This is a genomic window from Streptomyces sp. GDS52 (genome assembly GCF_052246875.1).
Taxonomy (GTDB): Bacteria; Actinomycetota; Actinomycetes; order Streptomycetales; family Streptomycetaceae; genus Streptomyces; species Streptomyces cathayae.
In genome coordinates this window covers 4426344-4441803 of sequence record NZ_CM125966.1, presented here as the reverse complement: position 1 = coordinate 4441803, position 15460 = coordinate 4426344, and the positions used below count along the sequence as shown (strand labels likewise).

Below are 15460 nucleotides of genomic sequence, written 5' to 3'. Positions count from 1 at the left end.
GTCGACTTCGACGGCTTCCCGTCCTCTTGCCGTCCTCTTCGCGTCCTCTTCGCGCCGGGACCGTGTGGGGTTCTCTACGTACGGGGTCCCGTCCGCGTTCGACGGAAGACGCTCGACTCGGTCCGTTTGGTTGCCGGACAGGGGACGCGACCGATCTCAAGCAGTGCTGAAACGATCATCCACGGCGCATTGGTCAGGCACTTTTGAGGGCAGAGCCGACCAATCAAGATCATTTGACGCCGGGGGGCGGGCATGTCGCCGGTGTCAGGTGCGAGGATGCCTGCAGTACTGGCCGTACGTGCGCGTGTGGTGGTGGGGGAAGTCCGCGGTGGGGGACCGCGGGGCCGCTTCGTCCCCTGTGCCGCGGCGCCCGCGCAGAAGGGACCGCTCCCGGCGATGCAGATCCGGCTGACCGTCGTAGACCCGCTGGGCCCGCCCTCCCCCGCACGGGGCCACGTGGTCGTCACCGCCCCCGCCGGTACGGCCCTGGCGGCGGTGGCCGCCGCGCTGGTCTCCGCGGTGTCCGGCGGCGACGGGGGATCCGGCTCCTCCTCGGGCTCGGGCGCCCCGGTGCTGTACGCCGGTGACCAGTGGCTGGACGTCCAGCGCTGCACCCTCGGCGAACCTCCGCTGATCGACGGCGCGGTGCTGGCCGTGGGCGCCCCCGGCGCACCCGAACCGCATCCCGAGCTGGACGACACCCCGACCAGGCTCCATGTCGTCGCCGGTCCCGACGCGGGCGGCGTCCATCTGCTGCACGGCGGCGAGATCCGCATCGGCCGCTCGGCCGACGCCGATGTGCCGCTCGACGACCCGGACGTGTCCCGGCTGCACTGCGCGGTGACGGTCGGCCCGGACGGCAGGGTCTCGGTCGCCGACCTCGGTTCCACCAACGGCACGACCCTGGACGGCCGGCGGGTGGGCCCGCGCCCGGTCGCGCTGGCACCGGGCGCGCTGCTGCGGATCGGCGAGTCGGCCCTGCGCCTCACCCCGGCCGCCGGGCCGGGAGCCCGCGCGCGGACGACCCCGGACGGGGAGGGGCACGTCCGCGTACCGGGTCCCCCCGCGGGCGACGACGGCGGGAAACCGGCCGGGGCGGGGGCGTCGGCCGGGACGACCTCGGGGACGGGGACGCTGGGGTCGGGGTACGCGCGGGTACCGGCCGCGCAACCTGCGCAGCCGGGCCGTCCGACCCACCACGGCTACGGTTCCGCCCCCTGGGCCACCGTCTCGGGCGGATACGGGGCGGGCGCGCCGCTGGTCCCCGGCCAGGGCGGCGCACCGGGGATCGAGAACCCTGGGACGGGCCCCTCCGGCCCCGGCGGGCGCACGGTGCACGTCGTTCCCCGGGGCGAGGTGCCGCTGGCCCCCAAGGGGCGCCGGGTGTCGCAGCCGAGGCCTGCCGACGGCACCCCGGACACCGGGCGTCCGGGCGACCCGGGCGACCCGTACGGCGGGACGGCCCCAGAACCCCCGGCGCCCCCGGCACCCCCCACCGGGGCCACCCGCTCGGGCACCGGCGGCCCCGGAAGCCCTGCCCCCACCAGCCGTAAGGGCACCCCGCTGCGCGGCACCGACCTGGACGACACCGGGCTCGCGCAGCAGCCTTCCGGCGCCCGCAGGCGCGGCGGGCTCTCCGCGTGGGCGCGGCGGCTGACCGGGGGACGCCAGGAGCCGGAGACCGCCGGGTCGGACGGGCGGACCGGCGGGGAGACGGCCGGTGCCGTCCCGCCCGGACGGGCCGTGGCCGCGCCGGGCCCGCCCGAGACCTGGCCCGACCCCGCCGCCCTGCTGCTGACCGCGCTGGGCCCCGGCCCCCGGCTGTGGGAGCGCGGGCCCGGCCATCCGGAGACCCTCGCGATACGCCTCGGCACGGCCGACCGGGCGGCGCCGGGCGGCGCGGGTCTGCTGCCCGCCGTACCGATGACCTCGGGACTGCGCGAGGTGGGCTCGCTGGGCCTGGCCGGCCCGCGCGAGCGGCTCACCGGGCTGGCCCGCGTGGTGCTGGCCCAGCTCGCCGCGCTGCACTCCCCCGACGCGCTGGAGATCGTCCTGATCGCCGCGGACCGCTCCCGCCCCCTGGAGGAGCGGACCGCCGCATGGGCCTGGCTGGGCTGGCTGCCGCACGTACGCCCAGGACACGGCCAGGACTGCCGGCTGCTCCTCGCCCACGACCGCGAACAGGCCGCGGCCCGCACCGAGGAACTGCTGCGCCGCCTGGCGGACCACGACCACGCGGCCCAGTCCTCGCCCACCCGGCCGGCCCCGCCCACCGGGCCGGCCCCCGCCGCCCCGCTCATCCCGGAGCAGCCCCGCCCCGACGGAGCCGACCGGGGCGAGCGCCGACCTCCCTCCCGGGCCGTGGGCGACGGCGCCGGCCCGGCGGACGGTTCCGCGGGGCCGTACACCGTGGTCGTCGTGGACGGCGACCCCGGGGACGCCGGGGTGCGCGACGCGCTGGTGCGGCTGGCCGTGGAGGGGCCGCGGGCCGGGATCCACCTGCTGTGTCTCGCGGAGACGTCCGCCGCCTCCGCCGCGTCCCCGGTCACGCGGACGTACGAGGCGGCCTGCGCGGTGACCCCGGCGTTCCGGGAGTGCGGTGCCGTCGCCCTGCTCAGCGGGGACGTGGCGACCACCCTGCGGCTGCTGCGGGTGGCCGGCACCGGTACGGGCACGGCACCGGGGCCGGTCGGTCACGGCACGGTCGCCACGGTCGACGCGGTCTCCCCGGCGTGGGCCGAACGCTTCGCGCGGGCGCTGGCACCGCTGCGCCCGGAGGGCGCCCCCGGCACGGTGCACCCGCGGGTGTCGGCGCCGCTGCCCCCGTCGGCGCGGCTGCTGGACGAACTGGGGCTGGCCCGCGCCACCCCGGCCTCGCTGATGGCCCGCTGGGCGGACGCGGCCGACGACAGGGAGAGCGTCGGCGGCCGGGTGTCCGCGGTGCTGGGCGCCGGTCCGCGCGGCCCGGTCTGCGCCGACCTCGCGGCCGAGGGGCCGCATCTGCTGGTGGAGGGGCCGCCCGGCAGCGGCCGTACCGAACTGCTCCGGGCCGTCGTCGCCTCCCTGGCCGCGGCCGAACGGCCGGACCGGCTGGGCGTCGTCCTGGTGGACGGCCGGTGCGCCGCCGCGTCGGGCGGCGGTCCGGGCGACGGACTGCGGATGTGTACGGACGTACCGCACGTCACCACGCATCTCAGCGCCAACGACCCGGTGCGGATGCGGGAGTTCGCCCAGTCGCTGAGCGCCGAGCTGAAACGGCGTGCCGAACTGCTCGGCCGGTCGGACTTCGTGGAGTGGCACACCGGGCGTGAGCTGTCGGACCGTATGGTCGCCCAGCGCACGACCGCGCCCCGCGGCCAGGCGGCCGCCGGCGGTGAGTACCCGGGGGACGACCTGGACGCCCCGCCCAGTTCGACGCTGCGGCTGCGGCCCGGGGCCGCGCGGCGCAGGGCCGAGACCCCGCCGCCGTTGCCCCGGCTGGTGGTGGTCGTGGACGACCTGGACGCGCTGGTCGCCCCCGCGCTCGGCTCGCCGGGGCGGCCCGCCGCCGGGTCGGTGCTGCGGGCGCTGGAGGCGGTCGCCCGGGAGGGCGAGCGCCTCGGCGTGCACCTGGTGGCCGCCACCGGCCCCTGCGCCCGTACGGCGGAGACCGAGCCGGTGCGGCGGGCGACCCTGCGTGTGACGCTCGACCCGCCCGCGCCGGGCGGCCGCGGGGACACCTCCCCGTTCGAGCAGGGCCGGGGCAGCGAAGGAGAACCGGCTCCGGGTCGCGGGCAGTTGGTCCACCCGGACGGCACGGTGACCGCGTTCCAGGGCGGCCGGGTGACCGGCCGCATCCCGCGTACGGCGACGCTGCGGCCCACGGTCGTGCCGCTGGAGTGGCACCGCATGGGCGATCCGCCGGCCCGCCGCCCGGTCCGGGAACTCGGCAACGGCCCGACCGACCTCGCGCTGCTCGCCAGCGCGCTGGAACGCGCGGCCCGCCAGGTCTCGGCCACCGAGGTGCCGTCCCTGCTCTGACCTGACTCTGACCCGGCTCCGACCTGACGGCGCGTCATCCGACCGCACGTCACCGGCTTTCGCGGCACCCGACCGCGCGGCACCCGACCGTGCGTCAGCCGTTCCCGGGCCGTCCGACCGCGCGGCGCCCGCTTTCGCGTCACCCGCCACGCGGCACGGACACGACCCGCCCCGGCATGCGCCGTCCCGGCGTGCCCCGATCCGGCGCCCCACGGCCCCGGAGAGTCACGACGCGGTCACGATCCCGGACTGGACGCAGGAGGCGGTCTTGCCGCCCCGTCCTCCCGGGCGTACACAGAGCCCACGGGACAGCGCTCGACGTTCGACGAGGTACGAAGAACGGGGCAGTGATGCGCAGGACGAGCAGAACCATCCGGATCCACAGGTCGCCCGGCACACCCACGAAAACGCCGACTCCCCGCACCCGCAGGGCGGCGAGAACCTCCGCCGCCGTCGTCGCGGGTGTCCTCGCGGTCTCGCTCACCGCGTGCGGAGGGAGCGACGACAACGGTACCGACGACGGCCCGGACGGCACCGCCGACGAGACCGCCGCCACCGTCACGCTTCCCCGGCTGGACGGTGAGAGTCTCGAGGTCGCCGCCGTGTGGACCGGCACCGAACAGGCCAACTTCAAGAAGGTCCTGGCGGAGTTCGAGAAGCGCACCGGCGCGAAGGTGACCTTCGTTCCCGCCCAGGACCCCATCGTCAACTTCCTCGGGTCGAAGATCGCGGGCGGCGCCCCGCCCGACGTGGCGCTGCTGCCGCAGCCGGGCGCCATCAAGCAGGCCGTGGAGAAGAACTGGGCCAAGCCGCTGGGCGCCGAGGCCACCAAGGAGCTCGCCGAGAACTACTCGCAGGGCTGGCAGGACATCGGCACGGTCGACGGCAAGCAGTACGGCGTCTACTACAAGGCCGCCAACAAGTCGCTGATCTGGTACAACGCCCAGGTCTTCGAGAACGCGGGCGCGAGCGAGCCGAAGACGTGGGACGAGCTGCTCACCGCGGCGCAGACGGTCTACGACTCCGGCGTCACCCCGTTCTCGGTCGGCGGCGCCGACGGCTGGACGCTGACCGACTGGTTCGAGAACGTCTACCTCTCCCAGGCGGGCCCGGAGAAGTACGACCGGCTCGCCGCGCACGAGATCAAGTGGACGGACCCCTCCGTGAAGGAGGCGCTGACCACACTGGCGGAGGTCTGGGGCAAGCCGGACTACGTGGCGGGCGGCCCGGGCGGCGCGCTGCAGACCGAGTTCCCGGCCTCCGTGACGCAGACGTTCACCGGCGGTGACCAGCCCAAGGCCGGCATGGTCTACGAGGGCGACTTCGTGCAGGTCAACATCGGTGAGACCGAGGCGAAGGTCGGCACGGACGCGAAGGTGTTCCCGTTCCCCGCGGTCGGTGACAGCCCGCCCGTGGTGTCCGGCGGCGACGCGGCCGTGATCCTGAAGGACTCGAAGGCGTCGCAGGCCCTGGCGACCTTCCTCGCCTCCCCGGACGCGGCCGGCATCCAGGCGAAGCTGGGCGGCTACCTCTCGCCGAACAGGAACGTGCCGAACTCGGCGTATCCGAACGCGGTGCAGCAGAAGATGGCCAAGGCGCTCGTCGACGCCGGGGACGACTTCCGCTTCGACATGTCCGACCAGGCTCCGCAGGCGTTCGGCGGCACCCCCGGCAAGGGCGAGTGGAAGGCGCTGCAGGACTTCCTGAAGAACCCGAAGGACATCGCGGGGACGCAGGCGAAGCTGGAGGCCGACGCGGCCGCGGCGTACGGGGACTGATCCGGCGATGGCGTCGGACACGGCGGCGGGGGTCCCCGAGGCCCCTGCCGCCCCCAAGTCGCGCAGGAGCGTCACCGGCACCCGCAGGACCGTCGCGGCGCTGTTCCTGCTGCCCGCGCTGCTGCTGCTCGGTGCGCTCGTGGTCTACCCGATCGGGTACTCCGTCATCCGCAGCTTCTACGACCAGTCCGGCGGCGGCTTCGCCGGACTCGACAACTACCGGGCCCTGTTCACCGACGACGGCATCCGCACCGCCCTGAAGAACAACGTCATCTGGGTGGTGTTCGCGCCGACGGTGGCGACCGCGCTCGGTCTGGTCTTCGCGGTGCTGACCGAACGGATCCGCTGGGGCACGGCGTTCAAGCTGGTCGTCTTCATGCCGATGGCGATCTCGATGCTCGCGGCGGGCATCATCTTCCGCCTGGTGTACGACCAGGACCCGGACAAGGGCGTCGCGAACGCGGTGTGGGTGGGGGTGCACGACACCTTCGCCGAGTCGTCGGCGTACCCGAAGGCGCACCCGGGCCGCGAGTCGCCGCTGGAGGCGGCCGGCGGAGGCGCCTTCGTCACCAAGGGGACGGTGCGCGTCGGGGACACCGTCGCGCTGCCGCTGGTCGGTGTCGCCCCGGACCTGATCCCGGACGACGCCGAGCGGGCGGCCGCGCCGAAGCCGCAGCCGGACCGGATCACCGGCACGACCTGGCAGGACTTCACCCGCGGCAAGGGCGTCGGCACGCTGAACGGCGTCGACGCCGACGAGCTGGGCTACCCCGGCATGAGGATCGAGGCGGTCCGGGACGGCACGGTGGTGGAGACGGCCACCGCGGCGGCCGACGGCACGTTCTCCCTGTCGGCCGCGGCGGACGGGGCACATCTCCGGCTTCCGGCGAGCAACTTCGAGGAGCCGTACAACGGCCTGGACTGGCTGGGCCCGTCGTTGGTCACGCCCGCCGTCATCGGCTCGTACATCTGGATGTGGGCGGGCTTCGCGATGGTGCTGATCGCGGCCGGACTCGCGGGCATGCCCCGGGAGTTGCTGGAGGCCGCGCGGGTCGACGGCGCCAACGAGTGGCAGGTGTTCAGACGGGTCACGGTGCCCCTGCTGGCGCCGGTGCTCGCGGTCGTCACCGTCACCCTGATGATCAACGTGCTGAAGGTGTTCGACCTGGTCTTCATCATCGCCCCCGGCTCCTCCCAGGACGACGCCAACGTCCTCGCGCTGGAGCTGTACCGCAAGGGCTTCTCCGAGGACCAGCCGGGCATCGCCAGCGCGATCGCGGTGTTCCTGCTGCTCCTGGTGATCCCGGTGATGTGGTTCAACGTGCGGCGGCTGAGGCGGGAGGTCAGGCGATGAGCTCACGTCCGCTCAAGACGCGGCGGCCGGCCGGGGGGCGCCCGCTGGTCAAGGCGCGTCCGCCGGGGTCCCGTTCGCTCGCCTCCCGGATCGCCGACCGGGTCGGCGGGGGGCTGGTCCAGGCGTTCCTGATCGTCGTCGGGATGTTCTGGCTGGTCCCGACGCTCGGGTTGCTGCTGGCCAGTCTGCGCACCCCCGAGGACATGGCCGCCGACGGCTGGTGGACGGTGTTCACCGAGCCCTCGCAGCTCACCTTCGGCGCCTACGAGACCCTGCTGGAGAACGGCGACATCACCGGCTCCCTGCTGAACACGGCGTACATCACCGTCCCGGCGACGGTCCTGGTGGTGGTGATCGGTTCGCTCGCCGGATACGCCTTCGCCTGGATGGAGTTCCCGGGCCGGGACTGGTGGTTCCTGGGTGTGGTGGGGCTGCTGGTGGTGCCGGTGCAGGTGGCGCTGATCCCGATCGCCGAACTCTTCGGCAGCCTCGGCATCTTCGGCTCGCTGGTCGGCGTGGTGCTGTTCCACGTCGGCTTCGGTCTGCCGTTCGCGGTGTTCCTGCTGCGGAACTTCTTCGCGGAGATCCCGAAAGAGCTGCTGGAGGCGGCCCGGCTGGACGGCGCGGGTGAACTGCGCCTGTTCGCCCGGGTGGTGATGCCGCTGGCCGGGCCGGCCATCGCCTCGCTGGGCATCTTCCAGTTCCTGTGGGTGTGGAACGACATGCTGGTCGCGCTGATCTTCACCGACTCCGGGAGCCAGCCGATCACGGTCGCCCTGCAGACACAGGTACGGCAGTTCGGCAACAACATCGACGTGCTGGCGCCGGGCGCGTTCATCTCGATGGTGATCCCGCTGGCCGTGTTCTTCGCCTTCCAGCGGCAGTTCGTCTCCGGCGTGATGGCGGGCGCCGTGAAGTGAGCTGCGCGGAGGCAGAGCCGGAGGACGGGCCCGGGGCTCCGCACACAGGGCCCCGGGTCCGCTCCTTCGGGTGACGGATGCCCCCGGACGCCGTACCCGGCGCAACCCGGGCGACCCGGCGGCCGTTCCCGGGCCGAACCCCCGCGCCGACCGCTGGATGCCCCTTGCCCGGGTTCCGTGTCACCGTCGCCACGCGCCCGGCGCGGCCCGCTCCGACCCGGCCGCCCACCTGGCGGCCCTCCGGACGGCCTTCGGGGCGGCCCGGCCGGGGTCCCGCCGACTGAGCCCGGGTCGGCTGCTCGGTCACTCGGCTACTCGGTCACTCGGTCACTCGATGACCAGGTCGACCGGGACGTTGCCGCGGGTGGCGTTGGAGTAGGGGCAGACCTGGTGGGCCTGCTCGACCAGCTTGCGGCCGGTCTCCTCGTCCACCGTGTCGGGCAGCTCGACGCGCAGCGTCACGGCGAGCGCGAAGCCCTCGCCCTCCTTGCCGATGCCGACCTCGGCGGTCACCGCGGCCTCGCTGACGTCGACCTTCGCCGCCCGGCCGACCAGGCCGAGGGCGCTGCCGAAGCAGGCCGCGTAACCGGCGGCGAACAGCTGCTCCGGGTTGGTGCCCTCGCCGCTGCCGCCCAGCTCCACGGGGGCGCTGAGACCGAGGTCCAGCTTGCCGTCGGAGGTGACGGCGCGGCCCTCGCGGCCGTGGGTGGCGGTGGCGACAGCGGTGTAGAGCGCGTCCATGGGAAACCTTCCCTCTCGAGTCGTGGCCGGGCGGCCGGCCCTCCGTCTCCGAGGACCCCGACCGCCGTACGACCACAAGTAGAGCACGCAATTCAGTTGCGCACAATCAAATGGCTCGAAAGAGCTACCCTGGAGCCATGACGCCGACCCCGAACCCCTCGCCGGCCACGGAACCGGCCGGTGCCCCACCGCCCGGTTCCGCCGACGACTGGCTCCGCCTCGACCAACAGATCTGCTTCTCCCTGCACGCCACCTCGCGCGCCTTCAACGGCGTGTACCGGGTGGTCCTCAAGGACCTCGGCCTCACCTACCCCCAGTACCTGGTGATGCTGGCCCTCTGGGAGCACGGCACGCTGCCCGTCAAGAAGCTCGGCGAACACCTGCGGCTCGACTCCGGCACCCTGTCCCCGCTGCTCAAGCGGCTGGAGGCGGCCGGCCTGGTGTGCAGGGAGCGCAGCACGCGCGACGAGCGCTCGGTGGAGGTGCGGCCCACCGAGGAGGGCACCGCGCTGCGCGAGCGGGCCCAGGACGTCCCGCGCCGGATCGTCGCCGCGACCGGCTTCGGGATCGACGAGATCCAGTCCCTGCGGGCCCGCCTCGACCGACTCACCGCCGCACTGGACACGGCGGCGGCGAACGGCGCCTGACGGCAGCCGCAGCGCCGCCGCGGCACAGTGCCGACGGGCACGGGGGTACGAACCACCTGTTAACGGGCAAAAGGTCAGTGACCAGTCACCCGAGCCCCAGGGGACGCCTATGCACCCCCACCGGACCGCCGCCACCGGCGTCACCGTCGTGGTGATAGGCCACGACGACGCCGCCCATGTGACCGACGCCGTGCACTCGGCGCTCGGGCAGGGGCCGGCCGTGCGCGAGGTCGTGGCCGTCGACGACTGTTCGACGGACGGCAGCGCGGGCCTGCTCGCCCGGCTGGCCGGGACCGAACCCCGCCTCCGGCTGATCCGGCACCGCGCCAACAGCGGCGGCTGCGGCTCCCCGCGCAACACCGGGCTCTCCGCGGCGACCTCGCCGTACGTGATGTTCCTGGACAGCGACGACGTCCTCCCGCCCGGTGCCGTGGACGCGCTCCTCGGCGCGGCGGGCGCGGCGGACGCGGACGTCACCGGCGGGCTGTGCGTGCGCCGCGAGCTGCCGTCGGGGCGCGAGGTGCCGTGGCAGCCCGGCCTGTACGCGGCGCCCCGGGTGCTCCCGCACCCCGCCCGGCGCCCCCGCCTGGTGCACGACACCCTCTGCGTCAACAAGCTCTACGCGACGGCGTTCCTGCGCGCACACGACATCCGCTTCCCCGAGGGGCACTTCCCCTACGAGGACTTCGTCTTCACCGCGCGCCTGTGGGCCGCCGCCCCGCGCATCGCCCTGGTCCCGGACCGGGTCTACGTCTGGCAGGTGCGCCGGTCCGCCCGGCGGCTGTCGATCTCGCTGGACCGCGCGGGCCTCGACAACTGGCGGGACCGCACCCACGCGTGCCGCACGGCGTACGAGATCCTGCTGGCCGCCGGGCAGAAGGAGCTGGCGCGGGCGGCGCGGGCCAAGTTCCTCGACCACGAGCTGCGCATGTACGTGCGGGAGCTGCGGCTGCACGACGCGGACCACCGGCGCGCGTGGTGGGCGCACACCCGCGCGTTCCTCGCCGAGTACGACGCGGCCGACTGGGCCCGCGACCCGGTCGCGCCCGGCCGGCTGATCGGCCGGGTCCTGCTGGCCTCCCCCGAGCCCCGCGACCTGCCCCGCCTCCAGGAACTGGCGGGCCGCCCGGCCCGGCTGTGCCCGCCCTACCCCCGCGCGGCGGACGGCACGCCCTGCTGGTCCGCCGACCTGCCCGGGGTCACCCTGGAGCCCCTGCCGGCCCGCCCCGTGACCCGGCTGCCGCTCGCCGTCGACGCGGAGCTGCGCCCCCGCACCCGTACCGCCCGCCTGCACCTTCACCTGCACGAGCTGTACGGCCTGCTGGAGCGGGCGCACCCCTCGGAGCTGGAGATCGAGTGGCGGCACCGGGACGGCGGCGGCAGGAGGGCGTGCACGGTGCCGCTGCGGGCGGCGGCCGGGGGCGGCTGGTCCGCGGAGACGACCGTACGGCCGGCCCGGCTGGCCGCGCTCGGCGCCGGCGCCTGGGACCTGCGCCTGCGGGTGCGCTTCGGCGACGGCTCGAGCCGCGAGGTCACCGCGCACGCGTGTGCGGGCCCCGGTCTGCTGCGCCGCCGCGCGGTGCCGAGCGCCCGGCACGGCGTGGTGCTGGTCCGGCCGTACGCCACCCACTCGGGCGCGCTGGCACTGCGGGTCGCGAGCGGCGCACACGGTGCCGCTTCGGTCGTACGCGGGAGACTGAGGCGCCTGCTTCACTAGGATCGGGGAGAGCCGGCGGGGACCGACCACCCACCACGGCCGACGAACGACGAGGGGACGTCCGCACATGACCTGGTTGATCACCGGCGGCGCCGGCTACATCGGGGCGCACGTCGTACGGGCGATGACCGAGGCGGGCGAGCGGACGGTGGTCTACGACGACCTGTCCACCGGCGTCCCCGACCGGGTGCCGGACGGAGTGCCGCTGGTGGTCGGCTCGACCCTGGACGGCGAGCGGGTGGCGCGCGCCCTCGCCGACCACGAGGTCACCGGCGTCGTCCACCTGGCGGCGAAGAAGCAGGTCGCCGAGTCGGTGGAACTGCCCCTGCTCTACTACCGGGAGAACGTCGAGGGCCTGCGCGTCCTGCTGGAGGCGGTGACGGCGGCCGGTGCCGTGTCGTCCTTCGTCCTCTCGTCCTCGGCCGCGGTGTACGGCATGCCGGAGACCGCCGCCGAGCTGGTGACCGAGGACACCCCCTGCGCGCCGATGTCCCCGTACGGGGAGACGAAACTGGCCGGCGAGTGGTTGGTCCGCGCGACGGGCCGGGCCACCGGCCTGTCCACGGCCTCCCTGCGCTACTTCAACGTGGCGGGCGCCGCGAGCCCGGAACTCGCCGACACGGGCGTCTCCAACCTCGTCCCCATGGTCTTCGAGAAGCTCACCGGGCAGGCGCCCCCGCTCATCTTCGGCGACGACTACCCGACCCCGGACGGCACCTGTGTCCGCGACTACGTCCACGTGGTCGACCTGGCCGAGGCCCACACGGCCGCGGCCCGCGCCCTGCGCGCCGCCCCCGGCCGGGACCTCACCCTCAACATCGGCCGCGGCGAGGGCGTCTCCGTCCGGGGCATGATCGACCGCATCAACGCCCTCACCGGCCACGACCTGCCGCCCACGGTCGCCCCCCGCCGCCCCGGCGACCCGGCGAGCGTCGTCGCCTCCGCCGACCGCGCCGCCACCGAACTCGGCTGGAAGGCCCGCCACACCGTCGACGACATGATCACCTCAGCCTGGCAGGGCTGGCTCCGCCTCCACCCGCCGGCAGCACGCGGCTAGGGCCGCGGCACCAGTCCGCGCAGATGACCTCTGCCCCGGCCTGGTCCGAGCGCGCCGTGGGCGCCGTGGGCGCCGTGGGCGCCGGGGTCGACGGCGAGATGTGCGGGGGCGTTGCCGGTCGCTGACGCCTCCGGTTCTTTCCGGTTCTTTCCGGTTCTTTCCGGAGTGTCGCCCCTGCGGGCAGGATACCGGCGGGGGTATATAGAGGGAGTGCTCGTGGAACTGGCGATGGCGGCTGAGGAACTGAAGACGGTGGTCAACAGGCTGCGCCGGGCACAGGGTCAGATCGCCGGGGTGATCAAGATGATCGAAGAGGGCCGGGACTGCGAGGACGTGGTCACGCAGCTCGCGGCGGCCTCCCGAGCACTCGACAAGGCCGGTTTCGCGATCATCGCCACCGGTCTGCAGCACTGCCTGACCGACTCGGACATGGCGGCCAGTGGTGACCGGGAGCAGATGCGGGCCCGCCTGGAGAAGCTGTTCCTCTCCCTGGCCTGACTGCGCAGCCGCACCGGATTGCCCGGCTCGCCGACCTGGGTGACCATGGACCGGCGCGAGTGACCTAGGGTGGCCGTGTCTACGAACAGGGTGCAGGAGCGGCGATGAAGCGAGCAGCACACGAGCGGGCACATGCCCGCTTTCGTGGTGTGCTGGCTCTGCTCGTGGCCGTGGTGGCACTGCTGTGCGTCTTCGGGCACGCCGAGCGTGGAGGACCGGGCGCACCCCTGTCCACCGCGGAGCGTGTACACGCCCCTACCGTTACTGAACCGTCAGACGGTGCAGCGGCGCCGTGCGGCAAGAAGGCGATTGCCGATCCCAGCGTGCAGCGGGCCGAGAATCCTCCGCCGTCTGCTGCGTGCCCCGGTCCTGCATCACTGCAGACCGATCCCGCGCCTTCCGTGTCACAGCGCTCCGGGATGCTGCCGGGCAGCGCGGCTCCGCCGCCAGTGACACTTCACTCCGTTCTACGGATTTAGACCGGCCCGTCGGCCGCGTCCCTGAATCCTCGGAAACGGAGTTCTTCAGCATGTCCTCTTCCTCGCGTTCCTCGCGTTCCTCGCGTTCCTGGAGCCGGGCGGGCGCAGCACTGCGTGGTTGGCGGTCCCGGCAGTGGGCTGTGGCAGGCGCAGGTGCCCTGGCCACAGCGATCCTGGTCGGCGCGCCCACCGACGTGGTGCCCAATCCGCTGTTCGGCCGGTCGGTTCCCGTGCAGTGGTGGAACTACCCGGCCCTGGTTGTCACGGCCGTCCTGGCCGGCATCGTCCTGAGCACCTACGTGCGCCGGCCCGCGCCCGCTCCGGAGCCGAAAGCCGAAGACGGCGGCCGGCTGGGAGCGGTCGGCGGGGTGCTGTCCTTCTTCGCCGTCGGCTGCCCGGTCTGCAACAAGCTCGTCCTTGTGCTCCTCGGGGCTTCCGGTGCCCTGAGCTACTGGGCGCCCCTGCAGCCGCTGCTGGCTGTCCTGTCGGCGGGGCTGCTGGCGGAAGCCGCGCTGCGCCGCCTGTCCTTGCAGGCCGCGTGCCCGGTCACGGCTTCCGCCTGACCTGCGGCCAGTTCTGCACCCTTTTCCTCCTCAACGTCCGAGGTGTCCCATGACTGGATCCACCCCGTCTGCGTCCGCGATGGTCCGCCGCAACCGCAGGCGGACCATCGCGGCCGCCGCGGTTCTCGCCGCCGCCGCGGTGACCGCGGCCTTCGCCCTCACGCTGGACGACTCGGAAGACCGCGAGGAGGCCGCGGTCGTCACCGAGTCCGTCGCCCCCGCGCCCGCCGACGAGAGCCTGCTCGCCCTCGCCCGCCGCGATCCCTCCGACGCTCTGGCGGTCGGGCGGGCGGACGCCCCGGTGGTGATGATCGAGTACTCCGACTTCCAGTGCCCGTTCTGCGGCCAGTTCGCCCGCAAGACCGAGCCCGAACTGCTGCGCTCGTACGTGGACAAGGGAATCCTGCGCATCGAATGGCGCAGCTTCCCCATCTTCGGCGAGGAGTCCGAGCAGGCCGCGCTGGCCGGCTGGGCTGCCGGGCAGCAGAAGAAGTTCTGGGAGTTCCACGGCGTCGCCTACAGCAAGCCGCGCGAACGCAACACCGGCGAGTTCGGCGCCGAGAACCTCATCACCATGGCCCGCGAGGCCGGGATCACCGACATCGAGCGGTTCCAGGCGGACATGGCGTCCGACAAGGCCCGCAGTGCCGTGCAGAAGGATCAGGCGGAGGGCTACAACCTCGGGGTGACCAGCACTCCGGCGTTCCTGATCAACGGCAAGCCGATCCTGGGGGCTCAGCCCACGGCCACCTTCAAGGAAGCCGTCGAGACGGCGGCGAAGGCGGCCGGGCGATGAGCGAGGTCGGCCTGGCGATGGCTTTCCTCGGCGGACTGCTGGCCCTGCTCAGTCCGTGCAGCGCGCTGCTGCTGCCGGCCTTCTTCGCCTACTCCTTCACCAGCCGCACCCGGCTGGTGGCGCGCACCGGCCTGTTCTACCTCGGCTTGTGTACGACGCTCGTGCCGCTCGGTGTGGCCGGCTCGTTCGCCAGCCGGCTCTTCTACGGCCACCGGGACACCCTGGTGACGGTGGGAGGGTGGACGGTCATCGCCCTGGGCGTGGCGCAGATCACCGGGGTGGGCTTCGGCTCCCGCCGGTTGGCGCAGGCCGCGGGCGGGCGCCGTTCGGGTTCGGCGCTGTCGGTGTTCGCCCTGGGCGCGGTGTACGGGCTGGCGGGATTCTGCGCGGGGCCGATCCTGGGCGGCATCCTGACCGTGGCGGCCGTGGACGGCGACCCCCTGCACGGCGGGGTGCTGCTCGCCGTCTACGCCCTGGGGATGGCGGTTCCGATGTTCGTGCTGGCGTTGCTGTGGGACCGGTTCGATCTGGGTCGCAAGCGCTGGCTGCGGGGCCGGACTTTCCAGGTGGGACCGGTGGCCCTGCACAGCACCTCGCTCCTCGGCGGCCTGTTCTTCATCGCTCTCGGTGTGGCGTTTTTGGCCTTCGACGGCACAGCCGCGCTGCCGTCGGTGCTGAGTACCGATACCGAGTTCGCCCTGGAGGAACGGCTGTCCGACCTCGGCGCAGCGGTGTCCGACCGGCTGGTCGTGCTGGTCCTGGCCGGCGTGGCGGCGCTGGCCGCCCTGCTGGTGCTGCTCCGGCCGGCCAGACGGCGGGATCCGCAGTCACCGCCGGAAAAGGAGCCGGCTGCGCACGGATAGCAGGCCATGGGCCGCATGCCTGACACG

Annotated in this window: 12 protein-coding genes; 11 read left to right on the top strand and 1 reads right to left on the bottom strand. The window is 73.9% G+C overall.

Going from position 1 to position 15460, the window contains the following annotated elements:
• The first annotated feature begins 396 nt into the window (after nt 1-396).
• The 4 genes from ACTWJ9_RS20290 to ACTWJ9_RS20275 all read left to right on the top strand — a co-directional run bounded on the left by ACTWJ9_RS20290 (nt 397) and on the right by ACTWJ9_RS20275 (nt 8072).
• Complete coding sequence (locus ACTWJ9_RS20290; protein ID WP_387039150.1) at nt 397-4020, top strand: FHA domain-containing protein; 3624 nt, start codon at nt 397-399, stop codon at nt 4018-4020.
• A gap of 350 nt (nt 4021-4370) precedes the next feature.
• Entirely contained in the window at nt 4371-5798 is a 1428-nt protein-coding gene (locus ACTWJ9_RS20285; protein ID WP_387039134.1) for an ABC transporter substrate-binding protein, read from the top strand.
• A gap of 7 nt (nt 5799-5805) precedes the next feature.
• Nucleotides 5806-7152 carry a carbohydrate ABC transporter permease gene (locus ACTWJ9_RS20280; protein WP_387039131.1) on the top strand — a complete coding sequence of 449 codons (1347 nt, stop codon included), beginning with the start codon at nt 5806-5808 and terminating at the stop codon, nt 7150-7152.
• Nucleotides 7149-8072 carry a carbohydrate ABC transporter permease gene (locus tag ACTWJ9_RS20275; protein ID WP_387039129.1) on the top strand — a complete coding sequence of 308 codons (924 nt, stop codon included), beginning with the start codon at nt 7149-7151 and terminating at the stop codon, nt 8070-8072. Before ACTWJ9_RS20280 ends, ACTWJ9_RS20275 begins: the two co-directional genes overlap by 4 nt.
• A gap of 327 nt (nt 8073-8399) precedes the next feature.
• Here ACTWJ9_RS20275 and ACTWJ9_RS20270 read toward each other — a convergent pair whose 3' ends face one another.
• The gene (locus tag ACTWJ9_RS20270; protein WP_279335654.1) at nt 8400-8813 is read right to left on the bottom strand and encodes an organic hydroperoxide resistance protein; all 414 of its coding nucleotides are present in this window, start codon (nt 8811-8813) and stop codon (nt 8400-8402) included.
• 137 nt (nt 8814-8950) lie between these two features.
• Here ACTWJ9_RS20270 and ACTWJ9_RS20265 point away from each other — a divergent pair, with 137 nt between their 5' ends.
• The 7 genes from ACTWJ9_RS20265 (at nt 8951) to ACTWJ9_RS20235 (ending at nt 15433) form a co-directional block, all read left to right on the top strand.
• A complete protein-coding gene (locus tag ACTWJ9_RS20265; RefSeq protein WP_279335653.1) occupies nt 8951-9460 on the top strand; it encodes a MarR family winged helix-turn-helix transcriptional regulator in 510 nt (169 codons plus the stop codon).
• A gap of 109 nt (nt 9461-9569) precedes the next feature.
• A complete protein-coding gene (locus ACTWJ9_RS20260; protein WP_279335652.1) occupies nt 9570-11177 on the top strand; it encodes a glycosyltransferase family 2 protein in 1608 nt (535 codons plus the stop codon).
• A 67-nt stretch (nt 11178-11244) separates the two neighbouring features.
• Nucleotides 11245-12234, top strand: a complete 990-nt coding sequence (gene galE, locus ACTWJ9_RS20255) for a UDP-glucose 4-epimerase GalE (protein WP_443294546.1) — start codon at nt 11245-11247, stop codon at nt 12232-12234.
• A 216-nt stretch (nt 12235-12450) separates the two neighbouring features.
• Nucleotides 12451-12732 (top strand): metal-sensitive transcriptional regulator, encoded by a 282-nt coding sequence (locus tag ACTWJ9_RS20250; RefSeq protein WP_085573762.1) that lies wholly within the window; start codon nt 12451-12453, stop codon nt 12730-12732.
• Nucleotides 12733-13261: 529 nt separating this feature from the next.
• A complete protein-coding gene (locus tag ACTWJ9_RS20245) occupies nt 13262-13774 on the top strand; it encodes a hypothetical protein (protein WP_388702335.1) in 513 nt (170 codons plus the stop codon).
• 49 nt (nt 13775-13823) lie between these two features.
• Complete coding sequence (locus tag ACTWJ9_RS20240) at nt 13824-14570, top strand: DsbA family protein (protein ID WP_388702334.1); 747 nt, start codon at nt 13824-13826, stop codon at nt 14568-14570.
• A complete protein-coding gene (locus tag ACTWJ9_RS20235) occupies nt 14567-15433 on the top strand; it encodes a cytochrome c biogenesis CcdA family protein (protein ID WP_387040974.1) in 867 nt (288 codons plus the stop codon). The genes ACTWJ9_RS20240 and ACTWJ9_RS20235 overlap by 4 nt, the downstream gene beginning before the upstream one ends.
• Nucleotides 15434-15460: the final 27 nt, after the last annotated feature.

What these genes read in the sequence shown, in the direction of transcription:
- ACTWJ9_RS20290 (WP_387039150.1), top strand. Translation starts at nt 397, where the DNA reads ATGCAGATCCGGCTGACCGTCGTAGACCCGCTGGGCCCGCCCTCCCCC.
- ACTWJ9_RS20285 (WP_387039134.1), top strand. Translation starts at nt 4,371, where the DNA reads ATGCGCAGGACGAGCAGAACCATCCGGATCCACAGGTCGCCCGGCACA.
- ACTWJ9_RS20280 (WP_387039131.1), top strand. Translation starts at nt 5,806, where the DNA reads ATGGCGTCGGACACGGCGGCGGGGGTCCCCGAGGCCCCTGCCGCCCCC.
- ACTWJ9_RS20275 (WP_387039129.1), top strand. Translation starts at nt 7,149, where the DNA reads ATGAGCTCACGTCCGCTCAAGACGCGGCGGCCGGCCGGGGGGCGCCCG.
- ACTWJ9_RS20270 (WP_279335654.1), bottom strand. Translation starts at nt 8,813, where the DNA reads ATGGACGCGCTCTACACCGCTGTCGCCACCGCCACCCACGGCCGCGAG.
- ACTWJ9_RS20265 (WP_279335653.1), top strand. Translation starts at nt 8,951, where the DNA reads ATGACGCCGACCCCGAACCCCTCGCCGGCCACGGAACCGGCCGGTGCC.
- ACTWJ9_RS20260 (WP_279335652.1), top strand. Translation starts at nt 9,570, where the DNA reads ATGCACCCCCACCGGACCGCCGCCACCGGCGTCACCGTCGTGGTGATA.
- galE (WP_443294546.1), top strand. Translation starts at nt 11,245, where the DNA reads ATGACCTGGTTGATCACCGGCGGCGCCGGCTACATCGGGGCGCACGTC.
- ACTWJ9_RS20245 (WP_388702335.1), top strand. Translation starts at nt 13,262, where the DNA reads ATGTCCTCTTCCTCGCGTTCCTCGCGTTCCTCGCGTTCCTGGAGCCGG.
- ACTWJ9_RS20240 (WP_388702334.1), top strand. Translation starts at nt 13,824, where the DNA reads ATGACTGGATCCACCCCGTCTGCGTCCGCGATGGTCCGCCGCAACCGC.
- ACTWJ9_RS20235 (WP_387040974.1), top strand. Translation starts at nt 14,567, where the DNA reads ATGAGCGAGGTCGGCCTGGCGATGGCTTTCCTCGGCGGACTGCTGGCC.